19 protein-coding genes are annotated in these 16657 nt (G+C 37.9%); 4 read left to right on the top strand and 15 right to left on the bottom strand.

Going from position 1 to position 16657, the window contains the following annotated elements; translation table 11 throughout:
• The 3 genes from smc to B9T28_RS11425 form a co-directional block, all read right to left on the bottom strand.
• Positions 1–3453, bottom strand: a complete 3453-nt coding sequence (smc, locus tag B9T28_RS11435) for a chromosome segregation protein SMC (RefSeq protein ID WP_086204117.1) — start codon at positions 3451–3453, stop codon at positions 1–3.
• A 10-nt stretch (positions 3454–3463) separates the two neighbouring features.
• Positions 3464–4159: a GntR family transcriptional regulator gene (locus tag B9T28_RS11430; protein WP_086204116.1), complete on the bottom strand. Its 696-nt coding sequence runs from the start codon at positions 4157–4159 to the stop codon at positions 3464–3466.
• 152 nt (positions 4160–4311) lie between these two features.
• Positions 4312–5115 carry a sulfite exporter TauE/SafE family protein gene (locus B9T28_RS11425; RefSeq protein ID WP_086204115.1) on the bottom strand — a complete coding sequence of 268 codons (804 nt, stop codon included), beginning with the start codon at positions 5113–5115 and terminating at the stop codon, positions 4312–4314.
• A gap of 28 nt (positions 5116–5143) precedes the next feature.
• On the opposite strand from B9T28_RS11425, the gene B9T28_RS11420 reads away from it, so the two are divergent.
• Both B9T28_RS11420 and B9T28_RS11415 read left to right on the top strand, forming a co-directional pair.
• Positions 5144–5896, top strand: a complete 753-nt coding sequence (locus B9T28_RS11420; RefSeq protein WP_086204114.1) for a biotin--[acetyl-CoA-carboxylase] ligase — start codon at positions 5144–5146, stop codon at positions 5894–5896.
• Positions 5897–5930: 34 nt separating this feature from the next.
• Entirely contained in the window at positions 5931–6662 is a 732-nt protein-coding gene (locus B9T28_RS11415; protein ID WP_086204113.1) for a type III pantothenate kinase, read from the top strand.
• Between the two features lie 96 nt (positions 6663–6758).
• Here the strand turns inward: B9T28_RS11415 and ffh are convergent, their stop codons facing one another.
• A complete protein-coding gene (gene ffh / locus B9T28_RS11410; RefSeq protein ID WP_086204112.1) occupies positions 6759–8165 on the bottom strand; it encodes a signal recognition particle protein in 1407 nt (468 codons plus the stop codon).
• A 143-nt stretch (positions 8166–8308) separates the two neighbouring features.
• On the opposite strand from ffh, the gene B9T28_RS11405 reads away from it, so the two are divergent.
• On the top strand, positions 8309–9118 hold the full coding sequence (locus B9T28_RS11405) for a cytochrome C assembly family protein (RefSeq protein WP_086204111.1): 810 nt from the start codon (positions 8309–8311) through the stop codon (positions 9116–9118).
• A 118-nt stretch (positions 9119–9236) separates the two neighbouring features.
• A complete protein-coding gene (locus tag B9T28_RS11400; protein ID WP_213032974.1) occupies positions 9237–10172 on the top strand; it encodes a tRNA dihydrouridine synthase in 936 nt (311 codons plus the stop codon).
• A gap of 166 nt (positions 10173–10338) precedes the next feature.
• Here the strand turns inward: B9T28_RS11400 and B9T28_RS11395 are convergent, their stop codons facing one another.
• From B9T28_RS11395 to B9T28_RS11345, 11 genes are all read right to left on the bottom strand, one after another.
• A complete protein-coding gene (locus B9T28_RS11395; protein WP_086204109.1) occupies positions 10339–10743 on the bottom strand; it encodes an NUDIX hydrolase in 405 nt (134 codons plus the stop codon).
• A gap of 13 nt (positions 10744–10756) precedes the next feature.
• Complete coding sequence (locus B9T28_RS11390) at positions 10757–11926, bottom strand: low temperature requirement protein A (RefSeq protein WP_086204108.1); 1170 nt, start codon at positions 11924–11926, stop codon at positions 10757–10759.
• Between the two features lie 140 nt (positions 11927–12066).
• The gene (locus B9T28_RS11385; protein WP_086204107.1) at positions 12067–12531 is read right to left on the bottom strand and encodes a YybH family protein; all 465 of its coding nucleotides are present in this window, start codon (positions 12529–12531) and stop codon (positions 12067–12069) included.
• Positions 12532–12665: 134 nt separating this feature from the next.
• On the bottom strand, positions 12666–13274 hold the full coding sequence (locus B9T28_RS11380) for a DUF2939 domain-containing protein (RefSeq protein WP_086204106.1): 609 nt from the start codon (positions 13272–13274) through the stop codon (positions 12666–12668).
• A gap of 154 nt (positions 13275–13428) precedes the next feature.
• Positions 13429–13770 carry a YegP family protein gene (locus B9T28_RS11375; protein ID WP_086204105.1) on the bottom strand — a complete coding sequence of 114 codons (342 nt, stop codon included), beginning with the start codon at positions 13768–13770 and terminating at the stop codon, positions 13429–13431.
• Positions 13771–13985: 215 nt separating this feature from the next.
• Entirely contained in the window at positions 13986–14327 is a 342-nt protein-coding gene (locus tag B9T28_RS11370; protein WP_086204104.1) for a zinc ribbon domain-containing protein YjdM, read from the bottom strand.
• 138 nt (positions 14328–14465) lie between these two features.
• Complete coding sequence (locus B9T28_RS11365; RefSeq protein ID WP_086204103.1) at positions 14466–14822, bottom strand: DUF488 domain-containing protein; 357 nt, start codon at positions 14820–14822, stop codon at positions 14466–14468.
• A gap of 24 nt (positions 14823–14846) precedes the next feature.
• The gene (locus B9T28_RS11360; RefSeq protein WP_086204102.1) at positions 14847–15188 is read right to left on the bottom strand and encodes a DUF2004 domain-containing protein; all 342 of its coding nucleotides are present in this window, start codon (positions 15186–15188) and stop codon (positions 14847–14849) included.
• 88 nt (positions 15189–15276) lie between these two features.
• Complete coding sequence (locus B9T28_RS11355; protein WP_086204101.1) at positions 15277–15723, bottom strand: SRPBCC family protein; 447 nt, start codon at positions 15721–15723, stop codon at positions 15277–15279.
• Between the two features lie 154 nt (positions 15724–15877).
• Positions 15878–16249, bottom strand: a complete 372-nt coding sequence (locus B9T28_RS11350) for a ribonuclease E inhibitor RraB (protein ID WP_086204100.1) — start codon at positions 16247–16249, stop codon at positions 15878–15880.
• Positions 16250–16342: 93 nt separating this feature from the next.
• Positions 16343–16633: a hypothetical protein gene (locus B9T28_RS11345; RefSeq protein ID WP_086204099.1), complete on the bottom strand. Its 291-nt coding sequence runs from the start codon at positions 16631–16633 to the stop codon at positions 16343–16345.
• Positions 16634–16657: the final 24 nt, after the last annotated feature.

The raw sequence follows: 16657 nt of genomic DNA, 5'->3' as shown, positions 1-16657 counted from the left end.
CTAAGACTCCGCGGTTAGACCGTACTCTCTTGCCTCTTCTAAATTCACAGTGACGAATTTTGATGTACCTGGTTCAGGCATGGTAACACCTAATAAATCTGTAGCCATCGTCATTGCAACTTTATTATGGGTAATATAAATAAATTGTACTTGTTCAGATAATTCTTTTACTAAATTGCAAAAACGTCCAACATTAGCATCATCTAAAGGGGCATCGACTTCATCCAATACACAAAATGGTGCTGGATTTAATCGAAAGATGGCAAAAACTAAAGCCAGCGCTGTTAATGCTTTTTCTCCACCTGAAAGTAACGCTAATGAACTATTGCGTTTCCCTGGTGGACGAGCCATAAGTTTTACACCCGATTGCCAGTCGTCTTCAAGACTTAAACTGGCTTCGCCACCTTCAAACACCTTCGGAAATAAATTTTGCAATTCTACATTGACCTGATCAAAAGTACTCATAAACAGTTTTTTGGTTTCCTGATCAATGCTCTTCATTGCATCCTTTAATTGCCCTACCGTATTTTCTAGGTCTTGAATCTGATGACTCAACTCTTCAAAACGTTGCGATACTTCTAAATATTCTTGTGAAGCCACCAAATTCACAGCACCTAATTTTTCAAATTGTTGTTGTGCTTGATCAATTTTTTGCTGATGACTGGCCAAGTCAATTACTAAGTCAGATTTCACATCACTATTTAATGCTTTGAGTTGGTCTGAATAATGTTGTAAGTCTGATTTAGCCGCCTGCCAAGCCAAACGTTGCTCTTCAAGTTTACTGCGTAATTGCTCATCATTCTGTTGATGCAAATGACGCATTTCCGTGAGTTGTTGTTGTTTCGCTTGAACACTGTTCAATTCGACTTGCCATTCACTCCACGTTTTTTGGAGCTTTTCAGTCTGTTGTTGTTGTTCAACATATTGCGACTTTAAACCTGGTAATTCAACTTCAACTGGATCTACAAATTTCTTCACTTGCTCCATTTGGCTCAATATTTGCTGATATTGTGCCTGCATAAAGGTTAAGTCTTTTTCCAACAACTCAACTTGTTGTTGATTATCTAGCGTTAAACGTCGAGCCGCTTCCACATCATGTTGCTTTAATATGAACTGTTGTTGTTGCTCATCAACCTGTTCATTTAACGCATCCAATTTATATTGCCAAGTTTTGTATTCGGGTAAATTCTGCTCTAGTTTCAATATTAAGGCATGCATGTCAATTTCAACATCATCCTTTTGCATCGCATCCTCTTCCAGCTGAACATTCAGCTGTTGTAGCTGATGACTAAGCTGAAGCTTTTGCATTTCAAATGCCTGAGCTGCAGTTTGCTGCTTAGCAATTTGAAGATCCAATTGCTGTAACTGTCTTTGTTGGGTTTTTAATATCGCTTGATCGGCATGTAAACTTTCTTGTACGTCAGCAAAGTTATTTTGTAGATTTGGCAGTTGAGCTTCTGCATCAATCAGCTTCGAACTTAAAGCTACAAGTGAATTTTCAATTTCCTCTAAACGAATTCGATGACTCAATGCGCCTTGCGCAGCTTGACTGGCTTCATCAAAGAATAATCCGATGACCCAATCTGGGCCGACCTGATAACCATCCAAACACAAAATAGATTGTCCGACTTGAAGCTGAGACTGTAAGGTCAGTGCTTGTGACAAACTTTCTGCAATCGCCACCTGATTCCACAAAGAAGATTGCGGCGATTCGATCCAATCTGTCAGGCAGCTTAAACCTTCAATTGGCACCTTGGTAATATTCGTGGTTATTTTTAATTGTCGAGCAAGGCTATCATCAAATTCCGCTACTTCATCAAGCACATTAGCAGCCAACCACTTAGCTAAAAATATTTCAACTAAATGGGCATGTACTTTGCCGAGTGAATTCAATTGCAACACATGCAACAATTTCACAGTATTGGCATCTGTCTTAACTGCACTTTTTGCCATGAGTTGATTTAAGTTTTTTTGTTCAGATTGCAAAATTTTAATTTCAGATTTTAATGCTGAAACCAGCATATTCTGTTGAGCAATCTGTTCCTGAGCCAATGCCAATTGGCTTTTTGAAATCTCCATTTTCTGCTCAAGCTGAGCAATTTCATGCAGTACTTTGGCTTGATCTTGTTGCAGTTGCCCAACATCATCTTGCTGAAATTGCTGTTGAATCTGTTCAGCTTGCATTTTTAAAGTTTCTTTTTGCTGTTCAATCCGAGCGATATTCTTAGTCAGCTGTTCAAGCTGAACTTGCATTTGGGCTTTTTGCTGTTGTTGCTTTTCAACTTGAATTTTAATGTGTTCAAACTGTTGCAGAGCCTGCTGTTGCTGTAATTTTATATCCGTCAGAATTTTATTTCGTTGTTGAATATCTGCTTCAGTATTTCTTAATGAATCTGTTTGCTGTTCGAGCTGACTCTGCAATGTTTCCAATTGCACATCTATTAACTGAATACGCTCTTTGGTTTGATTTTTTTGTTGTGCAAGCTGACCAAGCATTTCTGTATTTTGCTGAAATAAAGTCTGCTTTTGTTGCAAGGTCATCTGTAATTCAGACAACTTTTTCTCTGCCTGCTGCCATTCATTTTGTAAAGGTGTGGATTGTTGAATCAAACGTTGAAACAATTCACTGGTTGAGCTTAGATCATGTTCCAAGGTTGTCATATCCGAACGAACCAGTTTGAAATGTTCACCTAGCTCTGTCATCTGAATGCTATATTCTTCCTGTAAGCGACTACTTTGCTCACATTGGAAAGATAAAAATTCAATTTTAAGCGTCCGAATTTCAGTTTCTAAGGTTTTATACTGAACTGCTGTTTCAGACTGACGTTTCAAGGTCTTCAATTGAGATTTCAGTTCAGATGCAATATCTTGCAAACGTTCCAAATTTTGCGAAGTATGTTCTAAATGTTGCAGTGTTTCACGACGACGGGCTTGGTAACGTGATACACCCGCAGCCTCTTCAATAAAGACCCGCATTTCTTCTGGTTTGGCATCGACCAAACGGTTAATCATGCCTTGTTCAATAATTGCGTATGAACGCGGCCCTAAACCAGTACCTAAAAAGATATCCGTAATATCACGACGACGGCATTTAGTCCCATTGAGAAAATATTCTGACTTTCCATCGCGGGTTACTTGGCGACGTACAGCGAGCTCTGTATAGGCCTTATATGCGCCACCCAACTTGCCATAGGTATTTTCAAAGCGTAACTCGACACTAGCCATACCCACAGGTTTTCGCTTTACTGTCCCTGTGAAAATAACATCCTGCATGCTGCCACCACGCAATTGTCGCGCGCTAGACTCCCCCATGACCCAACGTATAGCATCGATGACATTCGACTTCCCACAACCGTTTGGCCCAACCACTGCGGTACGGTTTTGTTTAAATTGTAATGTTGTACTATCGGCAAATGATTTAAAGCCAGAAAGTTTTAAGCTGCTTAATCGCATAATGTCCTAATTACCGACGCGATCTACGCGCCCAAGCTAATTCAATTTGTTTCATTCGTGTTAGTGATTCCAACACGAGATTACGCAAGTGTCGACAAAAATCTTCCATAAATAAAGTAGCTTGTTGTGATTTTCGGATTAAAATTGCATCAATCACCAGTTTTATCAATTCTAGAGCTTCTTGCAGCTCACGACGTGAGGTATTTAAGGTTAAAAAATAACTACGACGAATAGAAGGCAGTAATTCTTGATAAAATTTCATCAAATATGAATTTGCCACCATATCTTGCTGTTCCGATAAAAAATGAAAAATTGCATCATAAAATTTTTCGGTATTGCCTTGTTTAACTTGTTCACTCAAAAAACTAAGTAGCTGTTGTAAGGCTTCCGCTTCATGATTGCGCCATGTTTCACTCATGCGCTGCACGATTTGCCCTAAAAACAAAGCACTCGTATCAAATAAAGCCCGAACTTGTTGTGCAGACATTTCCGAAACAATCGCACCACGCCGTGGATAGATTTCAATCAGATGGGTACGTTCTAATAATAACAGTGCTTCACGCACAGATCCTCGGCTTACATCTAGCTCTTTCGCTATTCGTAATTCTTGTATCCTCTCACCTTCGACCAACTCACCACTGATAATCTGCTCACTGATCTGTTTGGCGATTTGTTCGGATAGGCTCTCCACTTCATCCAATTGCATAGATATCCTGTCTTGTTTTTTATTGTGACCGTGATCTGATCATTATTTATGTTTTTAACTGATCAGCACACGGCTTGACTATGTCATTGTCAGACAATTTTTAAGATTTTATGTCAATTTTGCTACTTTACAAAATAGAGTACATCGATATTTTAATTGATAATTCCCTGATAAATAAAATAAAGACCAATCGTCGTTAATAAACATGCAAAACATTTTTTTAACATCGCAGCCGATAATATATGTGCCACTTTTGCACCTAGTTTCGCGGTAATAAAACTCATGACACTAATACCAATAAAAGCATAAATATGTACGTAACCAATGGCATGTTTAATTTCAACATGTTCTTGAGCACCGAAAAACATAAAGCCTATTGCACCAGCTATTGCAATAGGTAAGCCACAAGCTGCTGAAGTTGCAACAGCTTTTTGCATAACCACACCATTTTTATTCAAATAAGGAACGGTCAAACTCCCCCCGCCAATTCCAAAAATTGCTGATGCGATCCCAATCCCGCCACCCACTAGCATTTGCATAGACGCTTTTGGTAAATGCTTAGATTCATCTACTGGAACATGCGCGCCTTTAAACATTTTGAAGGCAACCCAGAGGGCAAATACGCCAATAATCAATTGTAAATTTGGACCTGAAAGGACACCCGCAATTCCCGCTCCGATAAAAGAACCAATCACTAAACCTGGTGCAAGATTTTTAAACACAGGCCATAACACGGCCCCTTTTTTATGATGTGCGGTTACAGAACTAATGGATGTCACAATAATTGTCGCGAGTGAAGTCCCCAATGCCAGATGCATAATAACCGCTGGATCATAGCCCATATGGGTAAAAACCACATATAAAATGGGAATAATAATTAATCCACCACCGACACCAAATAGCCCTGCTGCAAATCCAGCGATTGCACCAATAGCTAAATATATGATTAACTCCACAAATGTTCCCCATTTTCTCAGATTCAATATGGATTTAGAGACTCGTCATCTTCGACAATTATTGACCAATGCACAGCAACTTCCCGAAGTACTGTTGCTGAAACAAAGTACCACTTCAACCAATGATGATGTGCGAGAAATTGCACACAATGGTGTGAAGACTATTTTAGTCTGTAGTGAAATGCAGACCCAAGGAAGAGGTCAACACCAACGTACCTGGGTCTCACCCGTTGGTAATATTTATTTAAGCACATTGCTCGAAACACGAACAGCCTTAGATGGTCGTTTAGCATTAGAAATTGCGCTCAATGTACTACAAATTTCGAGCCTCAAGACACTGAATAATTTGCAAATTAAATGGCCAAATGACCTATATAGCCCACATGGAAAATGGGGAGGGATTTTGGTGGAACCAATTTCACCAACTCAAGCTATTGTTGGAATTGGTATCAATTTAATGCCTTTACAACATCATCCGATTGATCAGCAAACCACTTCCGTTATGCAATTAGGGGTGGAATATCCCAATCGTATTCAAATGATTAGTGAAATATATCTAGCGATCCAACAAGCAGGCCAATGGTTTGATCATGGCTGTTATAATTTAGCTGCACGCTTTAATCACTATGCCGCGTTTATGGATCAAAAGGTTCATTTTGAACAAATCAATGGTTCCACCGAAGGTTTGTTCAAAGGTATTGCAGATGATGGTTCTGTTAACTTACAGACCGCTCAAGGTTTAGTGAATGTCTACCAAGGACGTCTACGTTTAGCAAATTAACATGATCATCAGATAAAAGATCTAAGGTATTGAAATGAAAGAATTATGGCTGGATATTGGCAATACGCGGCTTAAATATTGGATCACTGAAAATGGCAGAGTTTTGGAACATGCTGCAGAAATGCATTTGCAATCTCCTGCTGATCTTCTGCTTGGCTTGATTCAACATTTTAAAAGTTTAAATTTACATCGTGTCGGTATTTCTTCCGTTCAAGATCAAAAAAATAATGATCGTATTGTTCAAATTTTATGTTTGCTGGCTATTCCAGTAACGTTTGCCAAAGTTCATGCCGAATATTCAGGCTTAATTTGTGGTTATGACCACGTTGAACAACTTGGTATTGATCGTTGGCTGCAAGTTTTGGCCGTTGCTAATACTGAGCAAAATTTATGTATCATTAGTTGTGGTACTGCATTAACTATCGATTTAACAGCAGGCTTACAGCACTTAGGTGGCTATATTTTGCCTAATCTTTATTTACAAAGAGATTCGCTGATTCAAAATACCAAAGGTATTAAAATCCCCGATGTGGCTTTTTCTGAACTAAATCCTGGACGAAATACTATTGACGCGGTACATCATGGAATTTTTTTAGGTTTAGTCAGTACCATACGTCAGGTCATGCAACAGTCTCCTCGCCAATTGATTCTGACTGGCGGTGATGCACCATTATTTGCCAAATTTTTGCCAGAATTTAGTCCAAATATTGAACCTGATTTGTTGCTCAAAGGTTTACAACTTTATATTAAAAATCAAAATATATAATTTTGATTAAAACTAAAATAATTTAGTCATCAAAATCATTCAGATATAAAAAAGATGCGATTAACGCATCTTTTTTTGAGTCAACAATAGAAGTGATTACTTCTTATCATTGCCACCGAACAATGGTCCCATACCGCCACCACCGCCGAATTGTTTTTGCATGCCACTGAGTGAACGCATCATTTTTGCCATACCCGATGGATTCGCAAATTTTTTCATCATTTTCGCCATTTGGCTATGTTGTTTGATGAGTTTATTTACTTCCGTCACTTCCATACCACAACCCGCTGCGATACGTTTTTTGCGACTAGGATTCATTAAATCTGGATTACGGCGCTCTTTAATGGTCATCGATTGAATAATCGCTTCCATTTTTTTCACTTGTTTTTCAGGATTCGCTTGTGCAATCGCATCTTGAATTCCTGAGTTACTCATGCCAGGCAACTTATCTAAGAAGCCCATCATGCCGCCCATATTATTCATTTGTTCAAACTGCATCAGCATGTCTTCAAAATTGAAGCTCCCGCCTTTTTGCAATTTTTTCGCCATTTTTTCAGCTTTTTCTTTGTCGATTTTACGTTCAACTTCTTCGACTAAAGAAAGTACATCACCCATGCCTAAAATACGTTGTGCTATACGCTCAGGATGGAATGGCTCTAAAGCATCGAGTTTTTCACCCATGCCTAAGAATTTAATTGGCTTACCAGTAATCGCACGCACTGAAAGTGCTGCACCACCTCGGGCATCACCATCCGTTTTAGTTAGGATGACACCCGTTAATGGCAAAGCATCATTAAATGCTTTAGCCGTATTGGCCGCATCCTGCCCGGTCATGGCATCAACCACGAACAATGTTTCAGTCGGATTAATCGCAGCATGTAATGCTTTAATTTCGTCCATCATGTCTTCATCGACATGTAAACGACCAGCGGTATCGACAATTAAGACATCAGCAAACTGAATTTTGGCTTGTTCAATGGCACGATTAACAATCGTAATCGGCTTTTCATCAGCACTCGATTCTAAGAAAATAGCACCGACTTCGCCTGACACAGTTTGTAACTGTTTAATTGCCGCAGGACGATAAACGTCGGCAGAAACCATCGCTACTTTTTTCTTTTGACGTTCTTTTAAGAAGCGTGCCAGTTTAGCTGCAGTCGTGGTTTTACCTGCACCTTGTAAACCTGCAAGCAGAATCACCACTGGTGGTTTCGCCGCTAAATCTAGACTTTCATTCGCCTCACCCATCATTTTGGTGAGTTCGTCATGGACGATTTTTACAAACGCTTGCCCAGGTGAAAGCTGAGTCATGACTTCTTGACCCAATGCCTCTTCCTTAACTTTCGCGATAAACTCACGAGTTACAGGCAAAGCAACATCGGCTTCAAGCAGTGCCATACGTACTTCACGTAGGGTATCTTTAATATTGTCTTCGGTCAGTTGCCCTGAGCCAGTAACATTTCTTAAACTCTGCGTGAGTCGTTCTGTTAAGGTATCAAACATTGCAAAATCCGCTTAAAATGGTTGTTGCAAAAAAATCTTTCTTAAAATAGAAAATTTATGCATAAGATGCTATAGGATACTTTAGTTCGCATGGAATTTATATCTCATAACATGAATATTCATCATCCTGAAAAAGGTTTGACATGATTAGCCTGCCCTTGGTTTACACGATTTTAGCATTAATTGCCTATACCACTTCTTTTTGGTATTTATTTATGCACTTAATGTCTAAGCGTCCGTCAAACCCGTGGTTTATTGCTGTCATTTCAAGTTTAGGGCTGATTTTACACGCAAGTGTATTATATATCGACATGGTTACGCCACAGGGCATTAACTATGATGTATTTAATTTAATGTCATTTACATCGGCCTTAATGCTGTTACTAAGTCTGCTATATAGTACTTATCGACCTGTCGCCTCTTTAAATCTGATTGGAATCCCTGTTGCAGCACTAGGGCTCATTTTAGGTTTTAGTTTTAGTAAAGCGAATCAATTCATAGAACAACATTCTATCGGCCTAGACATTCACATTATTCTGTCTTTATCTGCCTATGCTGTGTTACTGATGGCAACCATTCACGCTGTACTGCTCTGGTTTCAAAACCGTGAACTCAAGAAAAAACAAAAAAATCGAATCTGGTTCAACTTCTTACCTCCACTTCAAGCCATGGAGTCGCTCTTATTTGATATCTTAATTACTGGATTTGTACTGCTCACGCTGGCTTTAGGTTTCGGATTTTTTACTATTGATAATTTCTTTGCCCAGCATTTAGCCCATAAAACAGCATTTAGTATTGTTTCATGGTTTGTATATGGTGCATTGCTTATCGGTCATTGTAAATTTGGTTGGCGCGGGCAAAAAGCGATTCGCTTTACCCTGCTTGGCTTCTTTTTATTGGCCATTGGTTTTATTGGTAGCAAGTTTGTTTTAGAGATGATCTTACATCGCTAGTTTTAATCCTTTTCTTTAAATCTACCTTTTTCATGATTAAATTGAAAAGCATTTAAAAACTAGACAATATTCTACAAAATGCGTATAACGCAGTTTTTCTCTCATTCGGTACGTCACATTGAAACTCATTCTCGCACCTATGGAAGGCTTAACCGACCCAATCATGCGTGACGTACTCACACATGTCGGTAGCTTTGATTGGTGCGTCACCGAGTTTATTCGTGTCACAGATGCAGTACTTCCCGATCATGTGTACCATAACTACTGCCCTGAATTATTAAATGATGGTAAAACGACTGCTGGTATACCAGTACATTTACAGCTTTTAGGCAACAATCCTGAGATGTTGGCTGCTAATGCGGTTAGAGCAGTAGAGTTGGGTGCACCCGCAATTGACATGAACTTTGGCTGCCCTGCGAAAACTGTCAACCGCCATCGGGGTGGTTCTGTTTTATTAGATGAGCCTGAAGTGGTGCATCAACTGATCAAGGCCGTTCGTGATGCAGTACCATCTCATATTCCTGTTTCAGCAAAAATGCGTTTAGGCTATATGGATCGGAACTTTACCTTAGAAAATGCGCATGCCATTCAAGATGCTGGGGCGGCATGGGTCACCGTACATGCGCGAACCAAAGCCGAAGGTTATACCCCACCCGCTTTTTGGGATCAACTACAACCCATTCGTGAAGCACTGAACATTAATGTGATTGCCAATGGTGAGATTTGGACCAATGCCGATGCTAAACAATGTCGTTTAGAGTCTGGTTGTGACGATTTAATGATTGGTCGTGGTGCAGTAACAACCCCCGATTTAACCCAATGTATTCGTCAAAATATAGATGAGCCACTGATTACATGGGATGAACTTCTAGTCCTTCAAGTACGTTTTTTAAGTGGTCCCTATAAAAAAGAAATTAATATGGTGGGACGTTATAAACAATGGGTGGGCATGATGTCCAAGCACTATCCTGAAGCCAAAGCTTTATGGGATGAAATTAAGCGTCTGAAAAGGCTAGATGAAATTATCGAAAAACTAAAATTTCAAAGTAAATAGTTTAAGTACAAATAACGCCTTTGATTGATAACATTCAAAGGCTTTTTTATTTACAGCATTTTTAAAGATAGAGCGTATTTCATCGAATAAAATTTATTTTAAAGCAAATAACTTAAATGACTTCAAAACTTTGTCTTTCAAAAAACCCAAACTTAATTTTCAATGTCTAAAAATGACGACTGATAACATGCCCATCAAAATTTAAACAATCCTCAACCCGAATTTTCTGAATTATCGAAAGCTCCTCCACATCAAACCATTGATATGCGGAATGCTCGGTACTTAATTTTATTTGCGCATTTGCATTCAAGTGACAACGAAAAATAAAGACATGTGAAGTCACTGCCGAATGAAAATACACACCAGATAAGTAATCAATATGGATATCACAGCCTATTTCTTCTCGACACTCGCGCAACAAAGCCTCATGCATGGTTTCCCCAATATCTAGCCCACCACCAGGTAAGCCCCATGCACAATCGGTATATGTTGCTTTAAGCAACAAAATCTGCCCATGAGTATTGCGAATGACAGCATGCGAACTCAGACGATATAAATCATGGAATCCCATATAAAGCCCTAATTTAACGTGCTAAATAACATTTGGAAAAAATCAACCGTAATGCATAAACCACAGCCATAGCACAGACGCTATAACCAATATCAACTGCAAACATTGGAATACACAACACAATAATTGTTGTGAGTGGATACAACCATTTTTTTATACCACGTAAATGATGGGCTTCATGCAATATCCATAATGTAGCGGTATAAATAACCAAAGGGATTGCAACTAAGTAACCCGCAAGCTGATCCGATATTTTCGCATGCCCCACAGCAACATCGACTGAAGCGGCCAGACTGGCACCCATAGCAGCAACACTGATAAAGATAAAGAAATGTCCATATCCCCAAGTAAAAGCACGTTTTCGACTATTTAAACGTTCAGCAACTTCATGATCAAAATAAGCCCACCACATGGTAAACATGATCGCTAATCCGCCTATCATGAGGAACAATAACTCTGTACTAAACAGTTGATTTTGCAAGGCATCGGCAATAGCCGCATAACTTCCAACAATAGACTCGCCTAATACAATAATCGTAAGTAAAGCATAACGTTCCGCAATATGATGGGGATGCCATGGTGTCATCCTATGTGACTCAGCCCATATAGGAACGATTAATTCGGCAATGACCAATAAGCCAAATAAATAAGCTGAAAATTGTATTGGGGTAAAATGCATCAGCAACCAAGCCATTTGCACAACAATAATTCCGGATGCATAACGTAATGCCGTTGATCTTCGTTCAGGATCATTTTTTGCGACTCGTAACCATTGTGTCACTAATCCAAGTCGCATAATCACATAACCAATGATAATCACATCAAAATCATGCGTATGAAAAACTGCTGGAATCCCCGCTGCAATCACCAATGACCCGATAATTTGTACAAAGGTCATAATTCGATAGAACGCATCATCATTATCATAAGCCGATGCAAACCAAGTGAAATTCATCCAAGCCCACCACAGTGCAAAGAACACCATCAGATAATTACTCAGCCCCGCAGCAATGTGATTTTCAATCAGACTGTGATGTAATTGCTGTCCTGCCGTTGCAATCGCGACCACAAAAATTAAATCAAAGAGCAGTTCTAATGATGTTGCAACGCGGTGAGGTTCATGTGGGTTTCGAGGAGATAAAGGTTTGAGCCATTCTTGCTGTGCAAAAAAAGGATTGGACATGATTTTGATATTCTTTATTCTATTAATTGGATTTTTTCAAAAATCAAAAATATAAACAAGTGATTCCTATTTATTTTAAATACAGTCTTCATTTTTCTCATAAAAAAACCTTGTCATTACAAGGCTTTTTAATTCAACATTTAGACGACCAATCTAAGTTTTGGCTTCACTTTTAACATCACTGCTTTACCTGTCATCATATTAATTGGCATAGAAATATGTTGATGTACCACACGCCATTGTCCATTTTTCTTTTGTAGACATAAGGTGGTCCTACACCAAGGCATCTGTAATTTAGCTTTCAATGCCGTATTTTCAACTTTAGAATAACAATGTAAAACCGCTAATTCTTCGGAGGTATAGAGTTTAATGTCGCGTCTGCTAATATGCATATTTTCATTAAAATAAGGGCTGAGTTTATCCCATTCTGTTTTATATGCCTCAACACCTTCAAGCTGCGAGCTGACATCAAACATACTCACATCATTCGCACATTGATTCACTAAATTTTCGATATGTTTACCCACCACGGCTTGATCCCATAGTTCAATTTGGTGCAGGACTTCTTGAGCAACTTTAGTATTCTCATCAATCTGAATAGACATGATATGAACCTTCATTTATTTTTATGTGATGAATTTATCACTTTAAAACATTAATGTTAATTAAGTTATTGTATCTTTCTATTACAAAACGTTATTTTTGTAAACATACAAAAGCCATTTAGTCTTTAAAAAAATCAATACCCTAAGTCAATTTTGGTCAATTTCCACTGTAAAAAATGACGTTGGAAAATAAATCGAGTTTGTTGAACATTAGTGGTTGGCACAATCACTTCAAAGGTATTTAATGACAGATAATGAGCCTGATATTGGGGCTGATCCACTTGATTTTTTGTATTCAAAGGTTCTGTAGCTGTAGTTTCATTAGCAATCATCTTTTGCGAATGAGTTGGATTAAAAAGTAAATTATAGACTTTGTTATAGCGGTCAAATTTGGGCAGTTTAATCGACTCTTTCAGCTGTTTGCCTTGCATCAGCAATACAATACTTTGTGATGTAACAGCCACATCAACCACTTGTTCAGAAAAATGATCAGTCAATTGTGTCGCATACACTTCCAAAGGATGATCTGGATGTTCTATGCCAAGCTTTTGTCTGAGCAGCATATTCACTTGAGGTTTTAAACTCGCCCTGACACTTGGAAAATCAATATATTCCGATATTTCACCCGCTTGGTTTTGTTCTATGGCTTGGTTAATTTGATAAAGCATCCAATAAGGTGAAGCAAAGAATAGCGCTATACAGACTAAAATACAGAGACTAAATCCTATTTTAACTTTATTCATTTACCCTCCACTATCCTTCAAATAATTATCGCTTTCATCTTTTAATATAATTCATCCAATTTTATTTGATGAACCTTCTATTTGCTGCTCTAGAAAAGTGTATTCCAGAACATAAAAAAGCATGTTTACACATGCTTTTAAGTACCTCTTTAAATTAGGCTTCTATGCTTAAATCTTTAATTTTATCTGTAGACCCATTGCTCTTCACCGATTCAATGCCATGATCCCGTGCCGCCTCACTTGAATAGAGTTGGCTCGTGCCAATAATTTGATGATTGGCAGCTTTCAAATTAAAATATGGCTTGCCATTTTTTGCTTCTAAACGCTCATAGTGTACATCGTCTAGACTATTTTTCTGAACTGACTCAATTCCATTGTGGGCAGAGGCTTTGGCTTTATACAATTCACTGGTCAGAATGATTTCACCATTTCCTGCTTTTAAAACGAAACGATATTGCCCATCTTTTGCTTTACTAATTTCATAGCTGCCTGACATATTCAAACCTCTCTTTATTTTCCATTCTTGTTGATATATAGCGTTGTTATGAATAAAATTTACGCTTCAGTTATAAAATATAAATGACTTTAAACGGTTTCAAAAGCCTATTTTTTTAAGTCTTTTGTATATGTTATTACTAAAAATAAATAAATCGCAAAAAGTTGCCCTCAATCCAAGTCTTAGATTCAGGACAACGAATAAAATTTTAAAAACTAAGCTTTTTTTACAAATTCAGATTTAAGCTTCATGGCGCCAAAACCATCTACTTTACAATCAATATCGTGACCATCACTCGCGTCTGGCAATAAGCGAATATTTTTTGCTTTGGTACCCACTTTCACTACAGATGAAGAACCTTTAATTTTCAAATCTTTAATAACCGTCACCGTATCACCATCGCTGAGGATATTGCCATTTGAGTCTTTAATAATTGTGACTTCTTCAGCATTGCTTTCACTTTCTTTCCACTCATGCGAACATTCTGGACAAATCAGTAAATCACCATCGGCATAAGTATATTCAGAGTGGCATTTAGGGCAATTGGGTAAAGACATAAAAACCTCAAAAATAAGTAAAACTAAACATTCACTATAGCATTTTTATATTTTTTTCATGACGTTAAAAGCCATATTTTTTATAAGACTTTTATTTTTCACATTTAAGTCCATTTGCTTAGGGCATGAATCAGAACTTTAAATCTCATCCGCTTCCAATACCTGTTTAAGTACAATCACATGATTATGTGCTTCATTCTTGGCCGCAGTAATTAAGGTAATATCTTGCAACTTTGCAAGCGTTCGAAGCTCTTCAACTTTGCTCGTATGTATCGCCAATTCCATTTTATAACGTTGTTGAAACTCATCCCAACGTGACTCCATATCTTCATGGTACCACTTGCGCAACGCATTCGACGGGGTAATCTCCTTGGCCCATAGATCTATTTTGGCATCTTCTTTTTTAATACCACGTGGCCACAGGCGATCAACTAAAATACGCTTACCATCCTTTTCAGCGGCTGCGGTATAAATACGTTTCATATAAATATTCATATTTTTATCTATTCTTAATATCGATTAACTTTCCATTGAAATCCCAATCACGCTCTCATCATGATCCAACTCTACACACAAAACATATTGTGTCACTTCATCTGGCAGTGTGAAATCAATCCGATAAATTTCATCCGCTTCTAGCGTCCAATCCAGATTTGGACTCAGTTCTAGCATGTTTAAAACCTGTAAAGGCTGAGGCGTTGTAGTACCCAAGTTCTTAACCCAATAATCGGATTCAATTTCTTCTAAATGATGAGTCGCATATAAACGAACTGCATTTTCCTCAGTATCATTCTGATATGTAGATAGCATTGCCGCTCGAGCTTTCCGCTCCAATCTTAGAATTTGTGCTGCATTTTTCATTCGTTATCACCCTCTTTATTATAAATTTAACGCTTAAATATCAATTAAATAGATATAAATAAATGAAATTTTATAAAAATATCACATTTTATTGATCTGGAATTGTCGGATTAACCAATAATGCCAATAACTGTAAAGATTCCTGCCAACCTAAGTAACAAGCTTCAACGGGAATTACATCGGGCAAACCCGATTGGGTAATATTGACTTCCGTTCCCACCAAAACCGCTTTAAGCTCAATGGTCATTTCAATTTGACCCGCGAAATTTGGATCATCAAATTGGTCCGTATAACGAATCCGTTGATTGGGAATCAGTTCAAGATAAGTACCACCAAAAGTATGAGTTGAACCCGTTGAAAAATTACTGAATGACATTTTGTAAGTGCCACCTTCTTGAGCATTTAAGTGATGGACTTTAGCAGTAAAACCATGGGGTGCCATCCATTTAACTAAAGCATCTGGGTCTAAAAAAGCCCGATATACTCGTTCAGGTGGCGCACTGAATATACGATGCAGCGTTATGGTATTGCTCATGTCTTTTCCATCAAATTTATTATTTTTCGAAGGTTATAGTGTACTTCCGTCTTTATTTTTTTATGTATTTGTTTGTATATTCAAACTTAAAATTTCGAGCAATAAAAAAGCATGCCGTTTGACATGCTTTCGAATTCCATTGAATAAAAATTAATTATTCTTCTTCAATGTCTTCATCATCATAGACATATGCCATACAACCCCAACCGTCGTATTCACCGCCATGTTGTTCTGCAATTTTCGTGAACCATTCTTCTAGATCTACGATGTCTGAATATTCAGGCTCCATGTAGATATAAATGGTAATGATCCATTCATTGATATCTGATTCTTCATCTTCAAACAAGCTGATTTTTTGTTCTTCTTTTAAGAGATAAAGTGCACATTTTTCAGCAAGCTCTTCACTTTGGAATGCAAGTGAAAACTCAATTTCATGTGCTTCAGCAAGGTCATCACCATCTTCAGCCATTTGCCAAAGTACGTTCCCGTTGTCATCATCTGGGAATTGTTCAAAATTACGTGTCATGGGAAATTCCTTATGATCTTTCTTGCTTTATACCATAGAAGGCAGCTTAGCTGAGTTTTGTTTCAGTTTGGAGATCAATTTCGTATAGTTTAATTATATTAAAGTATATTCGACTTTAACTTTATTCAACTCACATAAAGCACGTTGCCCATCTGAACTGGTTAAATTAAGGAAATATCCGTCTTGACTTAACAAAGCGTACGCTTCATCTAAACTATCAACAAATACTTTCTTTACAGCTTTATCCGTTGGATTTTCTAAATCGGCTGCTTGTTTTACATTCAATACAAATTTTTCCAACGAGTTTCTTTTCGCTTCAAAAATTTTATCTTTTGCTTTCCCTTTAGTACCAATACTATATAAACGTTTAATCTGTAAGCTCATTTCATTATTCCGCAGCAATACATG

Source organism: Acinetobacter silvestris (genome assembly GCF_002135235.1).
GTDB classification, from domain to species: domain Bacteria; phylum Pseudomonadota; class Gammaproteobacteria; order Pseudomonadales; family Moraxellaceae; genus Acinetobacter; species Acinetobacter silvestris.
Note: the sequence above shows the minus strand (reverse complement) of the source record. Positions and strands in the feature narration are given on the sequence as shown.

Coding starts and splice junctions, on each gene's coding strand:
- smc (WP_086204117.1), bottom strand. CDS start 3,453: ATGCGATTAAGCAGCTTAAAACTTTCTGGCTTTAAATCATTTGCCGAT.
- B9T28_RS11430 (WP_086204116.1), bottom strand. CDS start 4,159: ATGCAATTGGATGAAGTGGAGAGCCTATCCGAACAAATCGCCAAACAG.
- B9T28_RS11420 (WP_086204114.1), top strand. CDS start 5,144: ATGGATTTAGAGACTCGTCATCTTCGACAATTATTGACCAATGCACAG.
- B9T28_RS11415 (WP_086204113.1), top strand. CDS start 5,931: ATGAAAGAATTATGGCTGGATATTGGCAATACGCGGCTTAAATATTGG.
- ffh (WP_086204112.1), bottom strand. CDS start 8,165: ATGTTTGATACCTTAACAGAACGACTCACGCAGAGTTTAAGAAATGTT.
- B9T28_RS11405 (WP_086204111.1), top strand. CDS start 8,309: ATGATTAGCCTGCCCTTGGTTTACACGATTTTAGCATTAATTGCCTAT.
- B9T28_RS11395 (WP_086204109.1), bottom strand. CDS start 10,743: ATGGGATTCCATGATTTATATCGTCTGAGTTCGCATGCTGTCATTCGC.
- B9T28_RS11390 (WP_086204108.1), bottom strand. CDS start 11,926: ATGTCCAATCCTTTTTTTGCACAGCAAGAATGGCTCAAACCTTTATCT.
- B9T28_RS11385 (WP_086204107.1), bottom strand. CDS start 12,531: ATGTCTATTCAGATTGATGAGAATACTAAAGTTGCTCAAGAAGTCCTG.
- B9T28_RS11380 (WP_086204106.1), bottom strand. CDS start 13,274: ATGAATAAAGTTAAAATAGGATTTAGTCTCTGTATTTTAGTCTGTATA.
- B9T28_RS11375 (WP_086204105.1), bottom strand. CDS start 13,770: ATGTCAGGCAGCTATGAAATTAGTAAAGCAAAAGATGGGCAATATCGT.
- B9T28_RS11370 (WP_086204104.1), bottom strand. CDS start 14,327: ATGTCTTTACCCAATTGCCCTAAATGCCACTCTGAATATACTTATGCC.
- B9T28_RS11365 (WP_086204103.1), bottom strand. CDS start 14,822: ATGAATATTTATATGAAACGTATTTATACCGCAGCCGCTGAAAAGGAT.
- B9T28_RS11360 (WP_086204102.1), bottom strand. CDS start 15,188: ATGAAAAATGCAGCACAAATTCTAAGATTGGAGCGGAAAGCTCGAGCG.
- B9T28_RS11355 (WP_086204101.1), bottom strand. CDS start 15,723: ATGAGCAATACCATAACGCTGCATCGTATATTCAGTGCGCCACCTGAA.
- B9T28_RS11350 (WP_086204100.1), bottom strand. CDS start 16,249: ATGACACGTAATTTTGAACAATTCCCAGATGATGACAACGGGAACGTA.
- B9T28_RS11345 (WP_086204099.1), bottom strand. CDS start 16,633: ATGAGCTTACAGATTAAACGTTTATATAGTATTGGTACTAAAGGGAAA.